Origin of the sequence: Paenibacillus sp. SZ31 (assembly GCF_012912005.1) — a bacterium.
Classification (GTDB): Bacteria; Bacillota; Bacilli; order Paenibacillales; family Paenibacillaceae; genus Paenibacillus.
This window is the reverse complement of the sequence record NZ_JABBEA010000017.1, coordinates 104,903-127,602: the sequence shown is the minus strand read 5'-3', so window position 1 is coordinate 127,602 and position 22,700 is coordinate 104,903. Positions and strand designations below refer to the sequence as shown.

At 46.6% G+C, this 22,700-nt stretch carries 14 protein-coding genes; all 14 read right to left on the bottom strand.

Going from position 1 to position 22,700, the window contains the following annotated elements:
- Positions 1-143: 143 nt before the first annotated feature.
- Complete coding sequence (gene gyrA, locus HF638_RS24355) at positions 144-2,606, bottom strand: DNA gyrase subunit A (RefSeq protein WP_169482545.1); 2,463 nt, start codon at positions 2,604-2,606, stop codon at positions 144-146.
- Between the two features lie 12 nt (positions 2,607-2,618).
- Positions 2,619-4,598: a DNA topoisomerase IV subunit B gene (gene parE, locus HF638_RS24350; protein WP_169482543.1), complete on the bottom strand. Its 1,980-nt coding sequence runs from the start codon at positions 4,596-4,598 to the stop codon at positions 2,619-2,621.
- 76 nt (positions 4,599-4,674) lie between these two features.
- Positions 4,675-5,664: an ABC transporter permease gene (locus HF638_RS24345; RefSeq protein WP_062835122.1), complete on the bottom strand. Its 990-nt coding sequence runs from the start codon at positions 5,662-5,664 to the stop codon at positions 4,675-4,677.
- A complete protein-coding gene (locus tag HF638_RS24340) occupies positions 5,657-6,622 on the bottom strand; it encodes an ABC transporter ATP-binding protein (RefSeq protein WP_169482542.1) in 966 nt (321 codons plus the stop codon). The genes HF638_RS24345 and HF638_RS24340 overlap by 8 nt, the downstream gene beginning before the upstream one ends.
- Entirely contained in the window at positions 6,623-7,489 is an 867-nt protein-coding gene (locus HF638_RS24335; RefSeq protein WP_169482540.1) for a GDSL-type esterase/lipase family protein, read from the bottom strand.
- Between the two features lie 473 nt (positions 7,490-7,962).
- Positions 7,963-8,748, bottom strand: a complete 786-nt coding sequence (locus tag HF638_RS24330) for a CAP domain-containing protein (protein WP_211175770.1) — start codon at positions 8,746-8,748, stop codon at positions 7,963-7,965.
- A 314-nt stretch (positions 8,749-9,062) separates the two neighbouring features.
- Positions 9,063-9,521, bottom strand: a complete 459-nt coding sequence (locus HF638_RS24325; protein WP_062835126.1) for a GNAT family N-acetyltransferase — start codon at positions 9,519-9,521, stop codon at positions 9,063-9,065.
- Positions 9,511-10,698, bottom strand: coding sequence for a formate-dependent phosphoribosylglycinamide formyltransferase (gene purT / locus HF638_RS24320; protein ID WP_062835127.1), 1,188 nt, complete (start codon positions 10,696-10,698; stop codon positions 9,511-9,513). Before purT ends, HF638_RS24325 begins: the two co-directional genes overlap by 11 nt.
- A 252-nt stretch (positions 10,699-10,950) precedes the next feature.
- The gene (locus HF638_RS24315) at positions 10,951-11,973 is read right to left on the bottom strand and encodes an NAD(P)/FAD-dependent oxidoreductase (protein WP_169482536.1); all 1,023 of its coding nucleotides are present in this window, start codon (positions 11,971-11,973) and stop codon (positions 10,951-10,953) included.
- A gap of 61 nt (positions 11,974-12,034) precedes the next feature.
- A complete protein-coding gene (locus tag HF638_RS24310; protein ID WP_169482534.1) occupies positions 12,035-13,024 on the bottom strand; it encodes an ABC transporter substrate-binding protein in 990 nt (329 codons plus the stop codon).
- Between the two features lie 129 nt (positions 13,025-13,153).
- Positions 13,154-14,794, bottom strand: coding sequence for an AraC family transcriptional regulator (locus HF638_RS24305; RefSeq protein ID WP_169482532.1), 1,641 nt, complete (start codon positions 14,792-14,794; stop codon positions 13,154-13,156).
- Between the two features lie 211 nt (positions 14,795-15,005).
- Positions 15,006-16,856, bottom strand: coding sequence for an ABC transporter ATP-binding protein (locus HF638_RS24300; RefSeq protein WP_169482531.1), 1,851 nt, complete (start codon positions 16,854-16,856; stop codon positions 15,006-15,008).
- Positions 16,853-18,625, bottom strand: a complete 1,773-nt coding sequence (locus HF638_RS24295) for an ABC transporter ATP-binding protein (RefSeq protein WP_169482529.1) — start codon at positions 18,623-18,625, stop codon at positions 16,853-16,855. The genes HF638_RS24300 and HF638_RS24295 overlap by 4 nt, the downstream gene beginning before the upstream one ends.
- Before the next feature lie 324 nt (positions 18,626-18,949).
- The gene (locus HF638_RS24290; protein ID WP_169482527.1) at positions 18,950-22,633 is read right to left on the bottom strand and encodes a dynamin family protein; all 3,684 of its coding nucleotides are present in this window, start codon (positions 22,631-22,633) and stop codon (positions 18,950-18,952) included.
- Between the last annotated feature and the right edge of the window lie 67 nt (positions 22,634-22,700).

Here is a 22,700-nt window from a genome sequence, read left to right as displayed (position 1 = left end):
TCAATTTCCTAGCGATCGACCGTAATCGACGAAGGTTGTTAAACTTCGCATGAATGCCCTCTTCTAATCCGCCTTCGAACAACAAAAAAAGACTCCTCGCATGACAGGATTAGCTGTTCTGCGAAAAGTCTCGTTTGTTGTTTTTATGAAGATGATGTTGGTTGATTCTCATTGAAGTCCCTTAGAAGTTCAACAATCTCGTCCTGTTTGTCCACATGAACGATCAGTTTGCCAATATGTTTGCGCTCTGTAATCGGAACACCTTCCGATGATATCGGATACACCTGGCCTTCTTTGGTCATTACCGTGATATTACGTTGCTCTTTGCAATAAAACGCGCCAACAATGCTGCTGCCATTCGGTTTCACTCGTTTGCCTTCCTTGAACTCGAATGTGGCAAGCCCCTTGCCTCCACGACTCTGCACTGCGTAATCGAGGAGTAATGAACGTTTACCATATCCCAGATCGGACAACACGGCAACTTCACCTTCATCTCCTTCTACCCATAGAGCCGATACAACTTCATCTGTATCTCTTAACTGAATACCACGAACACCACCAGACACACGACCCATCGGATTGACTTCGTCCTCTCGGAAACGAATCGCCATGGCTTCTTTCGTAATCAACAAAATATCTTGTCCACCTGTACTTAGATGTACAGATAATACTTCATCGTCCTTGCCCACTTTACAAGCCGCAACTGCACCGGAACGCTTGGTAACGTAATCCTTCAGCTCCGTTCGTTTCACCTGTCCTCTTCGCGTAACGAAGACCAGACTGTGATTCGGCTCTTCAAAGGATTTCACAGCAAGCACACTTGCAATACGGTCATCTTTCGCAAGTGGAATCACGTTCACAATCGCTGTGCCCGGGTCTTTCCACTTGAATTCAGGTACCTGGTGAACAGGTAACAGGAAGTACTGACCTTTCCTCGTAAAGACAAGCAGATTCTCAAGCGTATTTACTTCCAAGACCTGAGCGATATAATCGCCGTCTTTCACACCACTTCCGCTCCGTTCACCACCAGAACGTGTAAAGGACTGCATGCCTGTACGTTTCACATACCCCTCTTTGGATAACGTAACAAATACATCTTCCGCATTCACAAGTACTTCGAGATTAACCTTAAGTTCTTCTACTTCACCCTGGATCGCAGAACGACGGTCTATGCCGTATTTCTCACGAATCTCCATTAATTCTTTGCGGATGACTCCGATGAGCTTGCGGTCACTATCCAGAATGGATTGTAATTGCGCAATTTTTTTCATCAGTTCACCGAGTTCCTTTTCCAGAGAATTGATCTCCAGATTCGTCAAACGGTACAATTGCAAAGTAAGTATGGAATCCGCTTGGCGTTCTGTGAATCCAAACATCCACATCAGGTTATTTTGGGCATCCTGACGGTTTTTCGATGCTTTGATCGCTGCAATGACCTCGTCGAGGATGTTAAGTGCTTTTACCAGGCCCTCGAGCACATGCGCACGGTCTTGCGCCTTCTCCAGCTCAAACCGGGTACGGAAGGTTACAACTTCCCGCTGATGGGCAATGTAAGCCTCGAGAATCGATTTCAATCCTAATTGGTGAGGTGCTTTATTCACAATCGCAACCATATTGAAGTTATAGGTGACTTGCAGATCGGTTTTCTTCAGCAAATAAGCCAAAATGCCTTGTGCATCCGCTTCTTTTTTCAACTCAACCACGATTCGCAGACCTTCACGTCCACTCTCATCACGCACTTCGGCAATACCTTCAACCTTCTTCTCAAGTCGAATGTTCTCCATCGCTGTAACCAGACGAGACTTCACGACCTGATAAGGGATCTCGGTAATAACGATTTGCTGTTTGCCACCACGCATGTTTTCAATCTCGGTTTTGGACCGGATATAGATCCGCCCTTTACCTGTGCGATAAGCATCAAGAATGCCATCGCCGCCCATAATCAATCCGCCTGTCGGAAAGTCAGGACCTTTCATAAACATCATGATCTCATCCAGCTCAATGGATGGTTTTTCCATTACAGCGATGGAAGCATCAATGACCTCACGTAGATTGTGAGTAGGGATCTCCGTTGCAAAGCCCGAGGAAATTCCGCTAACACCATTAACCAGCAAGTTCGGATAACGGGATGGTAATACAACCGGTTCTTTGGCCGTATTATCAAAATTATCCTTAAACAGAACGGTCCGTTTCTCGATATCGCGAAGCATCTCCATCGCGATGGGCGACAAACGGGCCTCCGTATACCGCATCGCCGCTGCCGGGTCATCATCCTGTGATCCCCAGTTACCATGACCGTCCACGAGCATATGGCCCATTTTCCATGGCTGTGCCATCCGCACCATACCCTCATAGATCGAAGAGTCACCATGAGGATGATAATTACCCATTACGTCCCCAACGGTTTTGGCAGACTTGCGGTAAGTCTTGTCAGGCGTATTACCTGAATCGTACATGGCGTACAGAATACGCCGCTGTACAGGCTTCAACCCATCCCGTACGTCGGGAATGGCTCGATCTTGAATAATATATTTGGAGTAGCGACCGAAACGGTCCCCTACGACCTCTTCGAGAAAGGCCGGCATAAATTGTTCTGATGGACTCATTCCAAGCACCTTCTATTCTTCGTACTCTGTAAAGTCGACGTTCTCTACAATCCAGCGTTTACGCGGATCAACCTTATCACCCATGAGCGTAGATACACGACGTTCTGCTTTTGCCGCATCAACAATCTGTACCTTCAGCATCGCACGAGTTTCCGGATTCATCGTTGTCTCCCACAGTTGATCCGGATTCATCTCACCAAGCCCTTTATAACGTTGAAGCTCAACATTATTACCGAATTCCTTCATATAATTCGCCAGTTCTTCATCCGTCCATGCATATCGAACGCTCGCGAGCTTACCAGACTTACGAGTAAGTTTGTACAATGGCGGCTGTGCTATATATACTTTGCCTGCATCAATTAATGGCTTCATATAACGATAAAAGAAAGTTAACAACAGCACCTGAATATGTGCGCCATCCGTATCAGCATCGGTCATAATGATAATTTTGGAATAATTGCTGTCTTCAACTGCAAATTCGGTTCCAATACCCGCCCCAATCGCCGCTGTAATGGCACGGTATTCTTCATTTTTGAGAATGTCGGCCAGCTTTGATTTTTCCGGATTGAGCGGTTTACCCTTGAGCGGCAGAATAGCCTGAATCTTCGAGTCACGTCCCTGTTTGGCAGAACCACCTGCGGAATCCCCTTCGACAATAAATAACTCATTGCGGGTAAAATCCTTTGATTGCGCCGGCGTTAGTTTGCCGTTCAGGTTGGAACTTTCGCTACGTTTCTTGCCTGTGCGCATATCATCCCGTGCTTTGCGAGCCGCTTCTCTGGCTCTGGAGGCTTGAACCGCTTTGCGAATTAACGTTTGCGCTACCTGCGGGTTTTCTTCCAGAAACCTTTGAATATTCTCAGACACGACCGAATCCACTGCACTTCGAGCGGAAGCGCTACCGAGTTGATCCTTCGTCTGACCTACGAATTCAACCTCAGACATTTTGACACTGATGACGGCCATCATACCTTCACGTAAATCATTGCCTTCGAGGTTTTTATCTTTTTCCTTAATCATGCTGGTACGCCGTGCGTAGTCATTCATTACACGGGTATACGCAGCCCTGAATCCGGTCTCATGAGTACCGCCACCCCGAGTAGGGATCGAGTTCACGAATGAAGCGAGCGTTTCCGTATAACCCGCGTTATACTGGATTGCCACTTCGACTTCAATGTCATCCTTCTCCGCATAGAAGTGAATGACATCATGCAGCACGTCTTTATTTTCGTTAAGAAAAGCAACGAACTGGCTTGCTCCACCTTCATACATGTATTCATCCTGATTGCCTGAACGTTCGTCCTTGAGCACAATTCTCAGACCCGAATTCAGAAAAGCAATCTCCTGAAGACGTTCTGCCAGTGTATCATAATTGAATTGAATGCCGCTCTGGAACACGCGAATATCCGGTTTAAATGTAACTTTCGTACCTGTCCGATTGGTATTACCCAACACTTCGAGACCGGACACCGATTCTCCGACATGTTCAATCCCTTTTTTGTCCTGCCAATATTCGAATCGCTGACGATGAATCTTGCCATCACGGAAAATCTCGACTTCAAGCCATTCGGACAATGCGTTTGTAACTGACGCACCTACACCGTGCAAACCGCCGGATTTTTTGTATCCTGATCCACCGAACTTACCGCCTGCGTGCAAAATCGTAAACACGACCTGGGGAGTAGGAATCCCTGTTTTATGTATACCTGTCGGAATTCCCCTTCCGTTATCCTGAACCGTAATAGAACCGTCCTTATGCAGTGTGATATCGATTTTGGAGCAGAATTTGGCGAGATGTTCGTCGACAGCGTTGTCCACAATTTCCCATACCAAATGATGTAGACCTGAAGTGCTGGTGCTGCCGATGTACATCCCCGGCCGTTTCCGTACCGCTACCAACCCTTCAAGTACTTGAATGTCGTCCGCGTCGTAGCCTGAAGACCCCTGTCCTCCGCCTGTCGAACCTGCCGACATATCGATTTGCTCGACCATTCATGCTCCCCCTTCTTAACTTGCAACTAAAAAAATGCCTAAAATGCAAACAGATGTTTTCTTATCCTTGTCCATTTTAATTCAAGATATCCCGTTTCGTAAAGACAAGGAATGACACAATGAGTGAAGCAACGCCCCAAACACTAAGCACAATAAGGGAAAAACCTAAATTCATACCCTCGATTGGCGGTAATCCACCCGACAAATAATTCGGAAGTTCGAGGTTAACCATGAACAGATACTTCGCTGTCTGCCAGGATGCTGCCATGCTGGTCAAGATTGTTCCTGCAATCAGAGCGGCCATCATGATAACAATACTTGCAGCAGTACTGCGCACAAGCACAGATACCATAAACGCAAGCATAGCCACAATTACACTTACAAACCAGATCAGTCCTGCCTGCATAAGCATATACAGCCACTGGTCTACAGCATGTACTGCCGACATATCGACATCCGTTCCCACAACCTTGAATCCTGTGAAGATCGGCATGTTGAAGCCTTTGTAGCCAAAGACGGCACCCGATATGACATAACATATAATGTAGGCTGATACCACTATGATCGAAACAAACATAATCAGCGTAATTAATTTGCTCAGAAGCACTTTCCAGCGTCTAACCGGACGCGTTAAAAGCATTTTAATCGTACCTGTCGTACGTTCACCCGAAACAAGATCTGAAGCAATAGCCATGATTAACAGTGGAATAAACAACCCAACCGCATTGTTCATGAACTCCCGCGTAAAGGTAACACCACCAGGTTCTTTGGGATTGATGTCATTTTCGAGATAGTACTGCATCTGCTGGATATATACAGTTCTATATTTTTTGTATTCTTCAGGCACCCGATCGCTACCGAGCGAGTTTTGGTTGTCAGTGATGGCCTGTTGCAGTTCAAGCCGCCAATCGCCGCCAAACTTGTCCCGGTTATTCTCCGCAGATTTCATCTGGGCATACGTAAACATCGGTACGAGGATCGCAAGTACAATAAATATAATATAAAGCCGTTTTTTCTTCACCATCTTAATCGTTTCATTGCGAATCAGCGGCATGATATTATTCAATGGATTCACCTTCTGTCATTTTTAAGAATAGTTGTTCGAGCGTAGGCTGAATCCGTTGTACCCCTTCAACCTGTACACCAGCTTGAACCATCTGTTGCACCATATCAGGAATTCGATCTTCGTGCATCTCGGCAACCACAGCGTTGGGACCAAGGCCCGCAACAATGGTATCATCCATCACATCCGCAGGTCGACCTACCAGAGCAATGCCTGCATCCTGCAACATCTTTTTGCCTTGCTCCAGTGGTGAAATGTGCCAGATAGCCAACTTCGAATGATCTTCAATCAGTTCGCTAACGCCTCCAACAGCAAGCACACGTCCAGCACTGATAATGGCTACTCTGTCACAGAGAAGCTGGATCTCACTTAGCAAGTGACTGCTGACAAATACAGCCATACCTTCACTGGCAAGTTGTTTAATAAAGACACGTAGTTCCTTAATGCCTTTTGGATCAAGGCCGTTCGTCGGTTCATCCAGAATGAGCAGACGTGGACGCCCAAGCAACGCTTGCGCAATACCTAGCCGTTGACGCATCCCCAGTGAGTATGTTCTGACTTTATCATGAATGCGCTGATCCAATCGTACAATATCCACGACTTCCTGAATCCGCTCGTTGTCCACACCTGGTTGCATGCGTGCAAAATGCTCCAGGTTCTCCCACCCGGTCAGATATGTATATACCTCCGGATTCTCAACAATGGAGCCTACATACTTCAAAGCACGTTCAGGGTCCCGATTCACATCATAACCACAGACTTTGATTTTTCCTTCTGTCGGTTTAATCAGATCGACCAGCATCCGTATGGTCGTTGTTTTTCCGGCACCGTTGGGACCGAGAAATCCGAAGATTTCACCAGGTTTTACGTCAAATGTAACGTCCTTAATGATCCATTTGCGTCCGATCCGCTTCTTCAGATTTTGTACGGACAGGACGGAATCATACTGCTGCTCTGCCATTTAATTTCCGCTCCCTTCTGCCGGTGTATCCGCCTGGAATTCCTGTGCAATCCGAACTGCAATTTGCTCATAACCTTGTCCGTTGGGATGGAAATGATCTGACGAGAGATACTCCCCCAGATGGTTTTCAAATAAATCGAATGTAGGGACCAGTGTCATCTTGTCCTCATTGTTCAAAATAGCCAGTGCAGCGTCGTTCCATGCAGCAACAACCGCATTACCTGGCTCCTCCAGTTCCTTCACATCACCAAACGGATTGTACAACCCTATGTACGCAATCTGTGCATCGGGATTGATTTCTTTTACTTTCTTCAATATATCCTGAAGGCGTTTCGATGTTTCCGGCAAAGCCGCTGCCAATTGCTCTGCAGTTGGCGGATCTTCCCCCTGCAAAACCTGTCCGCCTTGGAAGAGATCATTCGCGCCGATCGAGAGCAAAATAAAATTGGACTGTTGCAGGACGTAACGCACACCTTGCTCATCCAGTTTTGTCAACAAAGCATCAGTTCTCAAACCATTAACACCCAGATTATTAAGAACTTGAACGTCATATCCTTTATCTTTGAGCAGGTTCCCTGCACGTCTCACAAAGCCAAGTCCTTCATCATCCCCTGTACCTCTTGCCAAAGAATCGCCAATGACGGCCATCCGTATCTTGCCATCTTCCACGACCGCTGGTTCTCCCAAATCCTTAGGTGGTGCAGTTGTCTCTTGGCCTGTAGTTAACGCAGAATCTCCCTCGGGGAAAATCACGTCTTTGATGGCATATCCAAATCCAAATAACAACAACAAGGTTGCCAAGATGGATACTGTACTGACAGTTCTCCAGATCCATGGTGCTGAATCAAGGCTTTTTTTCTTTTTCATCATCACATCTCCGCTCATGTACACCAGTCCGGGTGCTTTATAATTTATAATGACTTTACATTAAGGCGTGTCTGAAAATCCGCTTCCTTCGGAGTTTTCAGACACGCCCTGATGATGCTATTCCTAAATAACATAAATGTTCTGTCGTTAATTTGCAAATTTTGGCGCTACATTCGCAGAATTCATTTTCCATATGTAATTTTAAGGAAAAAAGGTTATGCCACACACAGATTTCAACTGTGCTGGCATAACCTTGTGATAAACAAATTTTTAATTACTTCATTAAATTCAGTGTTCAAAAGTTCGGTTTTCAGTACCGAGAAGATGGGATAAAGCTAGAAATGGAGTAGCGTAGCGTAGGGAAATCTACGTGAGCAACGGACATTTCGGCTGAATCCCATATTCGATGCTGATGATGCCATCAGGCATCATTCGTAATCAAAAGCGAACTTTTTGAACAACCTCTAAAATTCTTATTTACCGATAAACTCTTGAGCCCAATACCCGTTGTAGAAACCTACACCGATATGCGTAAAGTTTTTGCTCAAGATATTGGCACGGTGGCCTTCACTATTCATCCAGGCTGTTACCACTTCCTGAGGTGTTTTTTGTCCTTTGGCAATATTCTCGCCTGCATAGCTATACGTTACTCCGAATTGCTTCATCATATCAAACGGAGAACCATACGTTGGTGACTGGTGATCAAAATAGTTATTGTTGCTCATATCTTTTACTTTGGCTACAGCTACTTTGTCCAGAAGGGCATCCGAAGACAAAGCGCTCAGACCTGCTTTGGCACGCTCAGCGTTCACAAGTTTTACAACTTGAGTAGCAAAGTCTGATTGTGTGCTTTCGCTACCATTATTACTTGTATTGTTACCTGTGCTACCCGTGTTCGAAGGATCTTTAGCCGGTGTAGTTGCCGGTTTTTCTTCTTGAGTTGGTTGAGCAGGTTTTGTCGGTTGCTCCGGCTGAGTTGTTGGCTGAGTTGGTTTTGTTGTCGGTTCAGCAGGTTTAGTGGTTTGATCAGGCTGCGTAGCAGGCTTCTCTACAATTTGTCCTTCGGATACTGTGTATCCGTTTTGTTTGAGCCATTGCTCAATGTATGCTTTCAGGCTGTCTGTACTTGTAATCTTGTACGTTGCGGTAGTTTTATATGTTGAATCTGCAGCAGACGCGGAAGCAGGGAGCATAACCCCTACGGCCAATACGGCTGTCAGACTGCTCGTCACGACGGTTTTCATCCATTTCTTTTTCAAATTCATTCATCTCCTTAAGATTAGTTATTACAACTTTGTAATTAATACTCTAGCAGTATATCAATTCATAAAGAGATTGTGAACCCATAAATTATGGAAAAGTAACTTTTTTGTCATTTTTAGAGCGTTTCAAACACGCCCTGATGGCTTATCCTTCATGCCTCTATCCCTGTCTGCAAAAGCATAAAAAAAAGACATTCGGACTAAAAATGCTAGTCGAATGCCACTTCACCATCTATTTATCATTCACGACACCAGAAGGTGCAGATCAGGATATAATGAGAATTTTCATGCTATAAAAGAACCTTTTTATACTATAGAAGAACTTTACTGAACCGATAGCCTCTCTTCTGAAAACCAATGTGCTCATAAAAAGAGTACGTTGTTGAAGTCACTTCACGGTTCGCACCCGTGACAAACAGTTGTTTACCACCTTGCTGTCTGCCCCAATCTTCAGCACGAGCCATCAGACGACGGCCAATTCCACCACCACGATGTTCCTGACCTACGATTAGAGAAGTAATTTGTGCGGCAGGTTCTGGATAGGCATGATTTTGCACACATTGCAAGCCAATCACACCAATAATTTGTTCATCCACTTCGGCAACAAGCATGCACGCATTTGGATTGGTTTCCAAACATTCAATGCGTTCTTTCATGACATTGGCTGTTGTCGGATAGCTGACCTCTCGCATCAGTCCCGTTACCGCTTCAGCATCTCGCAGCTCACACTCTCGGATCATCAGTACAGGGGCCTCAACATTATTGGACATGATTTACCTCCACTTTCAGCATATTAGCGGCTTGCACCGCTGTTTTACGAGCTTCTTCCACATCTTGGCCAGCACTTAGGGCTACAGCCATTCGGCGTCCTACTTTGGTCTCAGGTTTGCCAAATACACGAATCTGAGTACGAGGAAGAGCCAGTGCTTCTTCAATCCCGCCTACAGTAAAGTCAGATGTTTCATCATTAGCCTTCAGCGTTGCTGAAGCTCCCGGTGTCAACAGATGTACACCTGTGACCGGAAAACCAAGAATTGCACGTACATGCAGCGCAAACTCAGAACTGTCTTGCGTCACCATTGTAACCATGCCTGTGTCATGCGGACGAGGAGATACCTCGCTAAACACAACACCATCCGGAGTCAGGAATAATTCCACTCCAAACAGTCCATAACCGCCAAGTTCATCCGTAACGGATTTGGCAATATGACAAGCCTGCTCCCATTGTTCAGGAGTCATTGCATGAGGTTGCCAGGATTCGACATAATCCCCATCCTTCTGAATATGGCCGATCGGAGGACAGAATACGGTGCCTGATACAGACCTAACGGTAAGTAATGTAATCTCACTGTCAAATTGCACAAAGCTCTCCACGATAACACGGACGGATTTGCCACGAGCTCCCGAAAGAGCAATGTTCCAACAATCCTCCACGTCGCCCGGTGTACGGCATACACTCTGCCCTTTGCCGGAAGAACTCATCAATGGTTTAATGACACAAGGTGTGCCAAGCTCACGTACGGCTTCCTGAAGTTGTTCCAGGTTGTCCGCAAAAAGGTAGTCAGCTGTCGGAAGTTTCAATTGTTCAGCTGCAAGCCGACGGATGCCTTCGCGATCCATCGTTAAACGTGCAGCTCGGGCAGTAGGTACTACACAAAATCCCTCTTCCTCAAGCTCCAGTAAAGCTTCTGTTGCAATAGCTTCAATCTCAGGTACGATGTAATGAGGTTTTTCTTTACGGATCAATTGTTTCAAAGCTTCGGCATCCAGCATGTCGATGCAGTAAGACCGGTGCGCGACCTGCATCGCAGGTGCGTTCTCATAACGATCAACAGCGATCGTCTCTACTCCCAGTCGTTGGGCCTCAATAACGACCTCTTTTCCCAATTCTCCACTGCCTAGTAGCAGCATTTTTTTGGCTTGAGCCGTAAAAGGAGCACCCCACATGTTCTTTCCAATCCTCCCAAAGAGAAATCTTCTATATCTGTCTCTCTATTTTCGGGGTTTTGGTTAAAGATTGCAAGAGTGCACCCTATTTTTCTTGTGAATTTTACAAGATTTTTTGTGTTTTTTCGATCAAATTTTACAATTACCGCTCACAGATTCGATACTCCTTCCATTCCTCCCATAATTAAGGAAATGTTAAAACAGCAGACGCTAATACTCCAGTGAATCGGAATACGCTAACAAATCCCAAGTTTAATGACTTGGGATTTGTCGATTTTTTTCTCTGAAGATTTCATTATGGGAAGAAACATAAGCCATCTTGGGTGCGTCGGGCGTCATATATTGTTTCGCACTATTGACTGCCACGATCGCATCATTGAAGGCTCCTGCAATGAGTCTAACTTTGCTTTCGTGCGTCGCACAGTCCCCTGCTGCAAAAACACCAGGGAGACTCGTCTGTGCATGGTGGCTCATTAGAACCATTCCATCGTTCATTTCTAAGCCACAACTGGCAAGATCACTTAGATTGCTTTTATATCCGTGACTAATGACGACTTCATCCACTTCTAACACTACATTGTCCTGACTTTCCATATGCGTAATCACAACCTGCTCGATTCGCTTACCATTGTTATGAAGTTGCGTGATGCTATATGGCGTTCTCACATCCGTTATGTTGTTCATCTCGCTGACATTCCGTTCCATTGCACGAAACTCAGTATTCCGGTGGATTACGACTACGCTGCGAGCAAGTTTAGCAAGTTCAATTGCCCAGTCTACAGCACTGTTGCCTCCACCCGAAATGAGTACACGCTTCCCAGCGAAATGTTCTGGATTTTGCACGGTGTAATGAAGATTCTCTTGCTCATATTCAATCGACTCCTGAAGCTCCAGCTTCTGAATCTCTGCGATACCGCGGCCTACTGCGACAATGATCGTACGCGTATAGTGTATCTCCCCTCCAGCGGTATACATACTCCATATTCCGTTATCCAGTCGGGAGAACCTTTCTATCTGGCAATTCAATACAACCGGTGGATTAAACGTATTCGCTTGCTGAACAAGCCATTCGATCAACTTCGAACATTTCATAGGTGGCAGTCCACCTACATCCCAAATTGTTTTTTCCGAATAGGTATGCAGAAAACCACCAAGCTGGTCTTTACCTTCTATGATTTTGACTTTCATATCACGCATCCCTGCATAAAAAGCTGCATACATGCCAGCAGGGCCGCCTCCAATGATGGTTACATCATAGATGTCTTCTTCATTCATTTTAAACACCCCCTGTTAATTGAGTTATGAACTAGAGATTCATGTAACAGATGCAGATGCTTTATTTATTTTTTTCTTCAAAAGCAGTCACAATATCATCAATGACATATTCGTCGGCAAGCGGAGACATGCCCAGATTGAACCATTCCTTGCCACCCACCATGTAAACACGGTCCTGCTTGACAGCTTTCAAATTTTTCCATAACGATGTCGATAACATATCTTCAAATTTCTTTTTAATTTCCGGATTTGTCTCATCATCCAGCTGAACGATCAGATGATCTGCGTCGTATTCAGGCAGTACTTCCAAGGATACGGACATGGCTGTTTGATCTTTCGGGAAATTAGGAAGTGGATTCATTCCCAATCGTTTATGGACAAAGTTTCCTCGGTCGAGATTCTCGCCATGAAGTACGATTTCTTTTTCCATCACTCTAATGTAGAGAACCGTCTCCTCACCAATCAGATTGTGCAATTTGTCGGCAGCTACCTTCTCCTTTGCTACCAAATCCTGAATTACCTTTTCTGCCTGTTCTTCTTTGTCCAAAATTTTGGCCATATCCCGCAGTTCATCGCGCCAATCATCACGCTGTGGCAAAAGTACGGTAGGTGCAATCAGAGTAAGTTGATCATAGTCCTTTTTAGACCACCAGTCAGGAGCGATAATTAGATCCGGAGCTGCCTCCATGAGGGCTTCAAAATTAGGCGTTCTTCCTATTCCCATTTTCATCGTGTTTGCAAATGGCTCTTGCAAGTAAGAAGGAAAATCCTCATGGTAGTTCTGTACAGCAATGGGTACGATGCCAAGTGAATATAAAAATTCTGGATATACAACGGACAAACCCACTACTTTTTGCGGATTTACCGGAATTTCAACTTCTCCCATTTCCGTGTTCACTTTCTTCACCTGACTTGCGTCTGTTGTTGAAGAATTAGCGGTACCCGCTTCTTGTCCCTCGCTCGTAGATGCTTCTTTGCCTGCTGCCCCGCAAGCCGAAATAACGAGCATCAACATCATTGTGCATATTACAGTTAACCATCTGAATCTCATTCTCTATGTACCCCCTATAAGTCATTAATATGACAATGTTTAATCAATAATAATTATCATTATCACTAAGATATAGGAGTAGTATAATAAAATATCTTCTGGCATGATATTGACTATTCAGACTTTTTGCTATGGACGATCTTGCCATAGTTTTAATATTTCATCCAACATAAGCTCATGGGTAAACGCAGTGTAGTCCAGCAGGACGCTCGACAAAAGGATGTCCACTCTGCCATTCTGCACCGCCAACAACGCAAGCCATTCTTCAGACTTCCGTACATCAGTCCATGTCTGCCTGGATGTCTCATCATCACCCACAATCAGTAATATTCTTTCAACGTTGAGAACAGACAGCTCCTTAATGCTCACTGTGCCCCGTTCCCAATAAGTCTCAATTCCTTCGGGACCCTCCATTTGCATATCAACGTAAAAAACGGAAGCAATGCTCCTTTGGCCTAACATCTGCAATTTTTCGCCATATACTTTGAGCACAACCAGCCTGTCTTTACGTATGAAATCTGCAAGCTGATTCTTAATAATTGTTGCCTTCTCTTCATATCTTTGAAGCCATACCTCTGCAATATCCGATCTGTCCAAAAAGCTTGCAACATATCTCAAATGTTCTCTCCAATCGCCTTTTTCCCACGGTAGGTCACACACAGGAGCAATGGAGTGAAGCTGACTTTGCAGAGCCGCAGACTCCGTGCCAGCGGTAATAATATAATCAGGTTTAACTAATCGAAGCTGTTCCAGCCAGATGGTCTCCTCCTCTGCGAGTGGCATAACTTTGTCCGTTTCATATTTACGTCTGTAATAGTATGTCCACGGATGACTTGCCCGCGCAGCACAGGGAATGATCTGCAATGCAAGCAGTATGCCAATGCTCACAGAATGAACCGCAGCAATTTTTTGTTTGCTATTACGTATAAATGCTGCCGGTGGAATACCGGAGATTTGTTTAAATTTACGACGGAAATACGTCTCATCCTGATAACCCACGTACGATGCCACATCCTTGAGTCGATAACTGTGATCATTTCTCATTAAGATCTGGGCTTGTTTGATTCGATAAAAGGTCAAATAATCCACTGGACTGTAGCCATATCTTTTTTTGAATAAACGCATGAAGTGTCGCGGGCTCATTCGTGCAACATTTGCTAATTCCTCGATGGTTAATCTCTTCGCGTAATTCTGCTCCATATAGGCTTTAACATGTTCAATCGGTGAAGTCAGATCCGTCTTTTCTGCATAGGCTCCGTCGTAAAACATGGTATACAGCAGTTCCTGAAAACGGATCTGACCATAGTACCGTTGCAAGCCATCCTTCTTCAATGTATGGTGGTAAATCATCTGGCAGATCACGCCAACAGCAACGGGTGAAGATGAGGTGACCTCACCATTCACTTCATTACGCAAAAGTTGTTTCATCATATCCAGGGCTGTTTCACCCTCCTGCTCCAGTGCGTACATGACATCAAAGTTCATGTGATACACGCCTCGTTCATCCAACGAACGCACATTCGCCTCAACCAGCTGCCCTGGGAAGCCTATGTACAGTCCACCAGCCTTTAATTCGATGAAACTCCCATCGATCTTTAACCAGCCTTGTCCACTGGCTACAAATAATAACATGTATGTTTCAATGAAGTGTTTCCTCAGAAGCCACTCCGTCGCAGGACCACTCGTATAATTGACATTAATGAGCCTAAAGTTCATATGATCCAGGTGATCAAAATGCTCTGATTTTATTTCGTTGTTGTGCATTTGCATTGATCTCCCTCCAGCCATGAACGATTGTATACATTTCATTCTTCAAAAATATAACATACCACACTACCGATTAAAAAAAACACTCCGGCTATCCTCTATGCCTGTCTTCAATGAATAAGATGTACTTATTATTGAAGGATCAGGCTAAAGAACGCCAGAGTGTTATAAGTTCATAGGTGATCAGACGCTTAATGGGCGTCCAAAAAGTTCATCACAAAAATCTGTATTGAGCTTCTATTAATCCATTATAGATGCCTTGTTTTTGAATAAGCTGCTCATGGTTTCCTTCTTCTTTAATTTCACCATGATCCAAGACGATAATGTTATCTGCATTCCGGATAGTGGAGAGACGGTGAGCGACCATAAAGGACGTTCTTCCCTGTAACAGTACCTTCAACGCTTCCTGAATTTTCAGCTCTGTTTCGGTGTCGATGCTGGCTGTAGCTTCATCCAGAATCAATATGCGCGGATTAGCGAGGAGCGCACGGGCAAAGGATAACAATTGCCGTTGTCCCATGGACAATACGTTACCGCGTTCCTCTACTTCGGTATCATATCCGCCAGGCAGCTTCATGATGAACTCATGTGCATTGACTGCTTTTGCCGCGTCCTCCACTTCTTCATTGGTTGCATCCAATCGTCCAAATCGAATATTGTCACGAATGGTGCCCGAGAAGATGAACGTATCCTGCAATACAATACTGATCTGGCTGCGTAAACTCTCTACCGTTACATCCCGCACATCCTGTCCGTCAATGGTGAGACGTCCGCCAGATATATCATAGAAACGACTGATCAGATTGATGATCGTACTTTTACCTGAGCCCGTATGACCGACAAGTGCAATCGATTGGCCAGCAGCCGCAGAGAAACTGATTCCTTTCAGCGCCTGTCTGCCCTTCTCGTATTCGAACACCACATTTTCGAATGCGATATCTCCTTTAATAGAAGGAAGTGGCTTGGCACCTGGTTTATCTGCGATACTTGGCTTTTCATCCATGAATTCGAAGATACGCTCCGATGATGCCATCGCAACCAACAGCTGATTATACATCTGTCCCAGACGGTTGATTGGGTCCCAGAAGTTGCCGACATAGTTGGCAAAAGCAACAAGTAATCCCACAGTCAATTGACCTTCCTGAATCAGGTAAGCACCAAACCAGAAGAGGATTAATGTACCGAATCCACCAGTAATCTCAATCAGTGGTCCGAAGCCCTGGTTCATCGCTGATGCTCTATCCCATGACTTTTTGCTGGACAGATTCATGTTGTCAAAATACTTCATGTTCTCTTTTTCCTGTGTGTAAGCCTGAGTCACTCGAATCCCCTGAATGGATTCATTCAAGTGGGAGTTAATCCGAGAGTTTTTCATGCGCACATCCTGCCAGGCACGACGGATCAGCACCCGCAGTTTGGTCGAGATGATAAACATGATCGGTACCGTAATAATTACGGCAAGACCCAGTTTCCAGTTAATCAACAGCAGGATCACAATGATCCCTAGGAGCTGTACGCAGTCGATCATGACGTTAACTGCACCGTTGGTAAACAGATCCTGAAGGGAGTTAATATCATTCGTAACACGTACCAGTACCGAACCTGCCGGTCTTTTGTCAAAAAAGTTAAAGGACAGCTTCTGGATATGCTTGAACAGATCCGAGCGAAGATCATAAATAACGCGCTGTCCAATAATATTGGTCAGTTTGATCCGGTACGTATTGGCAGCCCATTGAACGAGATACAAGAATAATATAGAGCCTGCTATCCAATAAAGCATAGTCATACTTGGCAACCCTGTTGCCGGTGCGATGGCCCGGTCAATCGCCAGACTGATCAGAAATGGTACGGACAATTTCGTAATGGTACCCAAGATCATCATTAGAATAACGAGTGGTAGCAGTTGTTTCGCATATGGTTTCATGTATGCAAACAAACGTCCGAATTCTTTCCAGTTAAACGGCTTTTCAATAATTTCATCGTCCTGATACACAAATCGTTCATTCAGTTTCTTCTCAGAGGCGCCTTTGGCCTCGCGCCTGTCTGCTATCGTTTCGGCACTCATGAATTCACCTGCTCCCCAGCCTCCCGCTTACCGCGGGCAATATAATCTGCATATTGAATTTTATAAACATCCTGGTATGGTCCAGGCACTTCAATGAGTTCGGTATGTTTACCACGTTGTACCACGCGACCTTCATCAAGCACCAGAATCTCATCTGCATGTCGTAGTGAAGATATCCGGTGTGCAATAATAAATGTCGTTCTGCCGCGCATAACTTCCTGGAAACCGGATTGAATCTCATGTTCCGTCTCCATATCCACGGCGCTGGTTGCATCATCAAGTACCAGAATTTTCGGATTTTTCAGCAAAGCCCTTGCGATCGCAATCCGCTGTTTCTGTCCACCCGATAATCCCATGCCGCGTTCACCAACCACCGTGTCATATCCATCCGGGAACTCCATAATGAAGTCATGAGCCTTGGCCAGCTTGGCTGCACGGATAATCTCATCCGTGGTGACGTTCTTAAGTCCGTAGGAAATATTATTACGAATACTGGATGAGAACAGGAATGTTTCCTGGAAAACAGAAGCGATCTGACTCCGCAAACTGCGGATGCCTATGTCTTTGATATTTTTGCCATCCAGCTTGATCGAACCCGAGTTGACGTTATATGCACGCATCAGAAGCTGAATGATGGTCGATTTACCTGAACCTGTTCCCCCGAGGAAACCGATTACAGAACCGGGTGCAGCATCAAAATTAATATCAGTTACCGCTGGCATTTTGTTGCCGTAGGCAAAGGTAACGGATTCAAATGTCACATGGCCGTTCACCTGGTCTGCCTCCACAATGACCGGATCTTGCGTTTCTTCAACATCCACTGGCGTATTCAGCAGTTCGAGCACCCGTTCACCTGAAGCTTTGGATTGCGTATAGTTGTTGATATGGAACCCAAGGTTCCACATTGGACCGATTATGTACCAGATCAAACTGAAAAAGGCAACGAGTTCACCGAGTGTCAGCGTCTTCTGTATAACCATTCTTCCACCGATCACCAGCAACAGCACGATGCTTACCGAAGCAAGAATCTCCATGATCGGAAAATAGCGACTCCACAATGTTGCGGCATGAATCTGATTCGTCTTGTAACGTTCATTACGTGTGGAGAATTTCTCCACTTCATATGGCTCACGTGCAAAGGATTTTACCGTACGTACGCCAGTGATATTCTCCTGTACCGCTGTCGTCAGTGAACTGAGCGCCAGCCGCATCTCCTGAAACGCAGGGTGAATTTTGGATTCGAATCTCAGCGCAACGAAGGCAAGTAATGGGATGCATATGAGCGTGAACAGCGTAAGCTGCCAACTCATGGTCATCATCATGATTGCGCCGAATACGACCATGAAAATCATGTTAAGAATCTGGGCGAAACCAAATCCGATAAAGTTACGGATGGCTTCCAAATCTCCCGTGAGGCGGGACATCAGATCACCTGTCTTGGCCGTATCATAATAACGGAAGGATAAAAATTGAAGCTTTTCGTAACATGCGTTACGAAGTCTGTACGCCAGGAAGTTACCCAAGCGCCCTCCAAAAAACCCATGTAAAAACTGCATTCCCGCTTTCAAAATAACTACACCTAACACAGTCAAGGCAATTATGGGAACGTCTTCAAAAGTTCGCGGAACAATAATGTCATCAATCAGTATCCTCAGCATGTACGGATACACTAACCCAAGTGCGGTCGCTAAGGCGAGGAACAAGATTGATACAAATAAATACGTTCGCTTTTCCCAAAAAAAGGTTTGCAGTTGCCTAAGAACATCCATGTTTCTCCTCCTCTTATGTCGTTCAAAAATACTATGAACATTTATGAAGTTTATCACCGTACCCCATTCGCGGCAAAGCGAATAACAGACCATATTCTGCCTGCTTTCAGCTTATTGACGCATTAACGAAGGTAAATACCCACCTTTCAATCAAATGTTTGAATATTCTCTTTATTTCAGGTTGTTCGTACCAAAAAAAGGCTCCCTGTATGCCTTTTCGGCAGGAGCCTTTTTGGGTTGATTTACGCAACATTTTCAATCTGTTGCTGTATCATTCATTTTGTTTTACAAAGACTTCCAGAGATTACGCGTTATACCGCGAATTTAACTGCGTTCCATCTGTTCCAGTTGTACAGACAAGCTCGACCATTGCTCGGCAGGAATTCCGCTTTCCAGGGTATCTTGAATTCCGCTCACCGCCTCGTCCAGACGTTCTTCCAACTGTCGGGATTGGTGTTGCAAGGATTGAAGAAGCTGGTTGTCATAAAACTGAATCAGCTTGTCTTGCGCAGCAGGAAGAACTTCAATGATCATCTGTTTGAGGACAGGATCAAGTGCCTCTTGTAACCGCTGACGCCCATCCCCTTCGAAGAACTGCTTCGGATTACGGAAGTAATTCAAATAGCTTTTCCATCCGGACGGTTCTTCCAGCCGAACCTCTTCAAGCACAGGTGTACTCCAACGTTCGTTCAGTGGCAGTGATACATCTACACCCCCAGATAACTGTCTCACCTCGTCTATACATTCCGTAACTTGCTTCATCAGCCAGGTCTGACCTGCCTGTTCGAGTCTGAGGGTTGTGGCGAGCAGTTCCTGCTCCAGTTCGATGGCAATCATGCGTAACAGTTCACGTCCACAGGCTGCAAAAGCCGTCTTCAAATTGCCACGATCCTCCCGAAGTACGGATGGATGGAATGCTTCTGCCATGAATAGACCAAGACGATAGGCAAGTCGCTGCCGCACATGGAACAGCAATTCTGCTGTTTCCTGAGACAATTCTTCCTTCATGGATCGCTCTGCAAGTCGCTGTATGCGTTGACGTGACTGTCCCTGAATGGTCTCCAGTTCATCCCGCCGCTGCTGCAATGCTTCCTCACCCTGAGCTGCATCCTCCGCACGCTTCTTCAGCCGCTGAATGACACGTGCCATCTCTTCGGAAGCACCACCGACGGCAAGATCGGCTAATTCTCTGCCAGCAAATTGGTTGAACTCTTCCTCAAACCGGATAAATCCGGATTGCTCCAGCAGATTCGAATCCCCGGCCATCTTGCCTTCCATCGCCTGTATGCTTGATACCGGGAAAAGTCTTGGTGCCCGAATTCCATTACTGCGCAGTTGGGTACTCACATGATCGAGAACCTGATCCAGTTCTTCCTCAGAGGAAGACAGATCACTGGCATTCACAACAAAGAACATCTGATCCATGGCAGAACTGTCTTTGACACGTCCCAACTGGTTCAGGAACTGACGATCTCCTTGAGAGAACGCATGGTTGTAATACGTTACGAAAATGAGTGCATCCGCATTCTTCATATAATTGAAGGTTACACCCGTATGACGAGCATTCACGGAGTCTGCTCCTGGCGTGTCCACCAACACAATGCCTTGTTCCGTTACATCGCAACTGTAATACAGATCGATACTGTCTACAAAACAGGACTTCTTCTCGTTTGCGACAAAGTTACGGTAACCCTCCAGATCCACCAGCACATCCTGACCCAGCTGGTCCGCTGTCTCTTCCCAACCGGATGCTGCCGCCTGCAAAAAGCTGTAGTGCGGGCGCCCCGCCGGATGCACATCCTGTGGAGAGAGCGATTTAACTCGCTTCTGCCACTCCGCTCCAGGCTCGCCGAGTCCGAGCAATCGGAAGGAATAGCCGAGATCTTCCTGGAAGGCGTCCCGGGTCTTCATGCGGACCCGGGCTGTACCATGCTCCGCGCCCCCGGCAGGAGCCATGATCCGATTAATCGCCGCTGTCGTTGGATGCGGCGAGACGGGTAGTACAGCTTCGCCCAGCAACGCGTTGGCGAAGGAGGATTTGCCGGCGCTGAATGCTCCGAACAGCGCCAGAGTGAACGTGCCGCCCGCAAGCGAAGCCGCGCGTGCACGCAGATCCTGTACCGCCGACCCCATGGCGGGGTACGGCTCTACCAGCGCAGCAGCGGCTTCAAGCCGTGCCGCTGCTGCGTCCAGGCGTCGGCGGCGTTCAGCGCCAGCCGCCGATGGCCCAGGCACCGCCGCTGCGACTGCGCGCTGCTGCGGCGGTGCCTCTTGCGTCAGTGGCTGCGCAGCCACTGACGCTGACGTGCCCGCATGCGAACCGGGAGCTTCGCCCGGTTCAGGCACCGCGGGCACGTGCGGGCCCTTCACCTCCGGCAATAGCCCGGAGGGGAGGGGGCCCGCATCGGGCAGCAGGCTGCGCAGCCCTGCTGCCTCTGCGGCGGCGCTGCGCTGGAGCGCCGTGTAGCGCGCCGCCGCCGCGGATTGCGCCAGCAGCGCTGCGCGGCTGGCGTCCAGCGCCTGGAGCGCGGCCTCGCCTCGCGCGCCCAGCGCCTCCAGCATGCGGTCGGCCAGCATCATGGCCGACCTGCGATAGCGGGCCTCAATCTCGCCCCGCAGATCTTTGCTGAATTGAATCACATACTCTGGAGACACTTCCGCACTGGCACTGCGCTTCATCTCCAATAGCGCTTCATCTACAGCAGGCAGTTCCGCATTGAGAGCCTGCTCCCACTCCGCTCCCCATAGCTGATGGGATTCACCCAACTGCCTGAGCATTGTGCGAATATGTACCTCCACTTGTCCGGAAACCTGATCCTGTAACAGTCTGACCAGTTCAGAAGCACGGCGTTGTTTCTCCTGCTCGGTTTTGCCACCTGAGAACAATAAACCCACGCGGAATCCCGGTTTGCGACTCTCCAAATAGGTAGCAGCAGACGCACGAATATCCGCAGGTGTAAGATTCGCATTCGCCAGAAGGGGTTCAAGCTCTGCCCTGAACTTCTCACGCACTCGCGAAGGCCCAGTACGAATGTCTGTTGCTTGCTGATCGAGAAGCTCCAGCTCTCGTTCCAAGCGTTCAATTCCTTCCTTGCCACCAATCTCATCCAGCAGGGAACTTTCTTCGTCTTCACGTTTCTCCGCTTGCCTTGTCAGATGTTGCTCCGTTACATGACTGGCCGAACTTGCCAAACTATGCGTGATTAATGCTTCCTTCTCTTGCATCATGTGTCCAATGAGTCCCGGAAGCACATCCCACTGGTTGTAACGATGCTGCTTGTCACGAAGGGAAGTAAACAACAGTCCGTCATATCTAACTTCCCAGGCCGCAAATATAGCTTCCACACCTTCGGTATATTGGTCAAACGAAAGCTCACGCTCCCGATGCTTGTCGATCTGGTTCACGATCAGAAACAACGGTTTGCCCCAATCCGACAGACTTTTGGCAAATGAAAGGTTTGTCTCGGACTGAACATGATTATAGTCCATGACATAGAACACCACATCCGCAAGATGAAGCGCTGAATGGGTCGCGAGACTATGTCCGCGATCTGTTGAATCCACACCTGGTGTATCCAGCAGGACAGCATCATCTTTCAGCAGAGGAATATCATCCCATACCTCAATTGAACTGTAAGCTCCACCATTTTTGCAATACGCCTCCAATTCCTCTGGAGAAACTTCAAGTGTTCCTGCTCCATTGTCAGCGCTTACGTTTGGAGTAGTATAAATAAGCGCTCTCGGCTTACCATTACGTATGGACACCACATTCGCACTTGTTGGCACCGGACTTGAAGGCAACACCCGCTTACCGCACAAACTGTTGATGAGACTCGATTTGCCTGCAGAGAAATGACCACAGAACGCAATCGTCAGATGTTTCATTTCCGCCTTGCTGATTAAATCCGTTATAGCCTGTACAGCCGTATGGTCCCCTGTCTGCTCCATCGCTTCACGCAGCGGAAGCAGAGGTTTGGCCATTTCTTTTGGGTAATCTGTTCTGGACATGACTGGCCTTCCCCCTGGCTCCTCTAATTTGACATCCGTTTCGACGTCTATCTCTTTTACAACATTT

Coding starts and splice junctions, on each gene's coding strand:
- HF638_RS24305 (WP_169482532.1), bottom strand. CDS start 14,794: ATGCAAATGCACAACAACGAAATAAAATCAGAGCATTTTGATCACCTG.
- gyrA (WP_169482545.1), bottom strand. CDS start 2,606: ATGAGTCCATCAGAACAATTTATGCCGGCCTTTCTCGAAGAGGTCGTA.
- parE (WP_169482543.1), bottom strand. CDS start 4,598: ATGGTCGAGCAAATCGATATGTCGGCAGGTTCGACAGGCGGAGGACAG.
- HF638_RS24290 (WP_169482527.1), bottom strand. CDS start 22,633: ATGTCCAGAACAGATTACCCAAAAGAAATGGCCAAACCTCTGCTTCCG.
- HF638_RS24325 (WP_062835126.1), bottom strand. CDS start 9,521: ATGTCCAATAATGTTGAGGCCCCTGTACTGATGATCCGAGAGTGTGAG.
- HF638_RS24300 (WP_169482531.1), bottom strand. CDS start 16,856: ATGAGTGCCGAAACGATAGCAGACAGGCGCGAGGCCAAAGGCGCCTCT.
- HF638_RS24295 (WP_169482529.1), bottom strand. CDS start 18,625: ATGGATGTTCTTAGGCAACTGCAAACCTTTTTTTGGGAAAAGCGAACG.
- purT (WP_062835127.1), bottom strand. CDS start 10,698: ATGTGGGGTGCTCCTTTTACGGCTCAAGCCAAAAAAATGCTGCTACTA.
- HF638_RS24335 (WP_169482540.1), bottom strand. CDS start 7,489: ATGAAAAAGAAAAAAAGCCTTGATTCAGCACCATGGATCTGGAGAACT.
- HF638_RS24315 (WP_169482536.1), bottom strand. CDS start 11,973: ATGAATGAAGAAGACATCTATGATGTAACCATCATTGGAGGCGGCCCT.
- HF638_RS24340 (WP_169482542.1), bottom strand. CDS start 6,622: ATGGCAGAGCAGCAGTATGATTCCGTCCTGTCCGTACAAAATCTGAAG.
- HF638_RS24310 (WP_169482534.1), bottom strand. CDS start 13,024: ATGAGATTCAGATGGTTAACTGTAATATGCACAATGATGTTGATGCTC.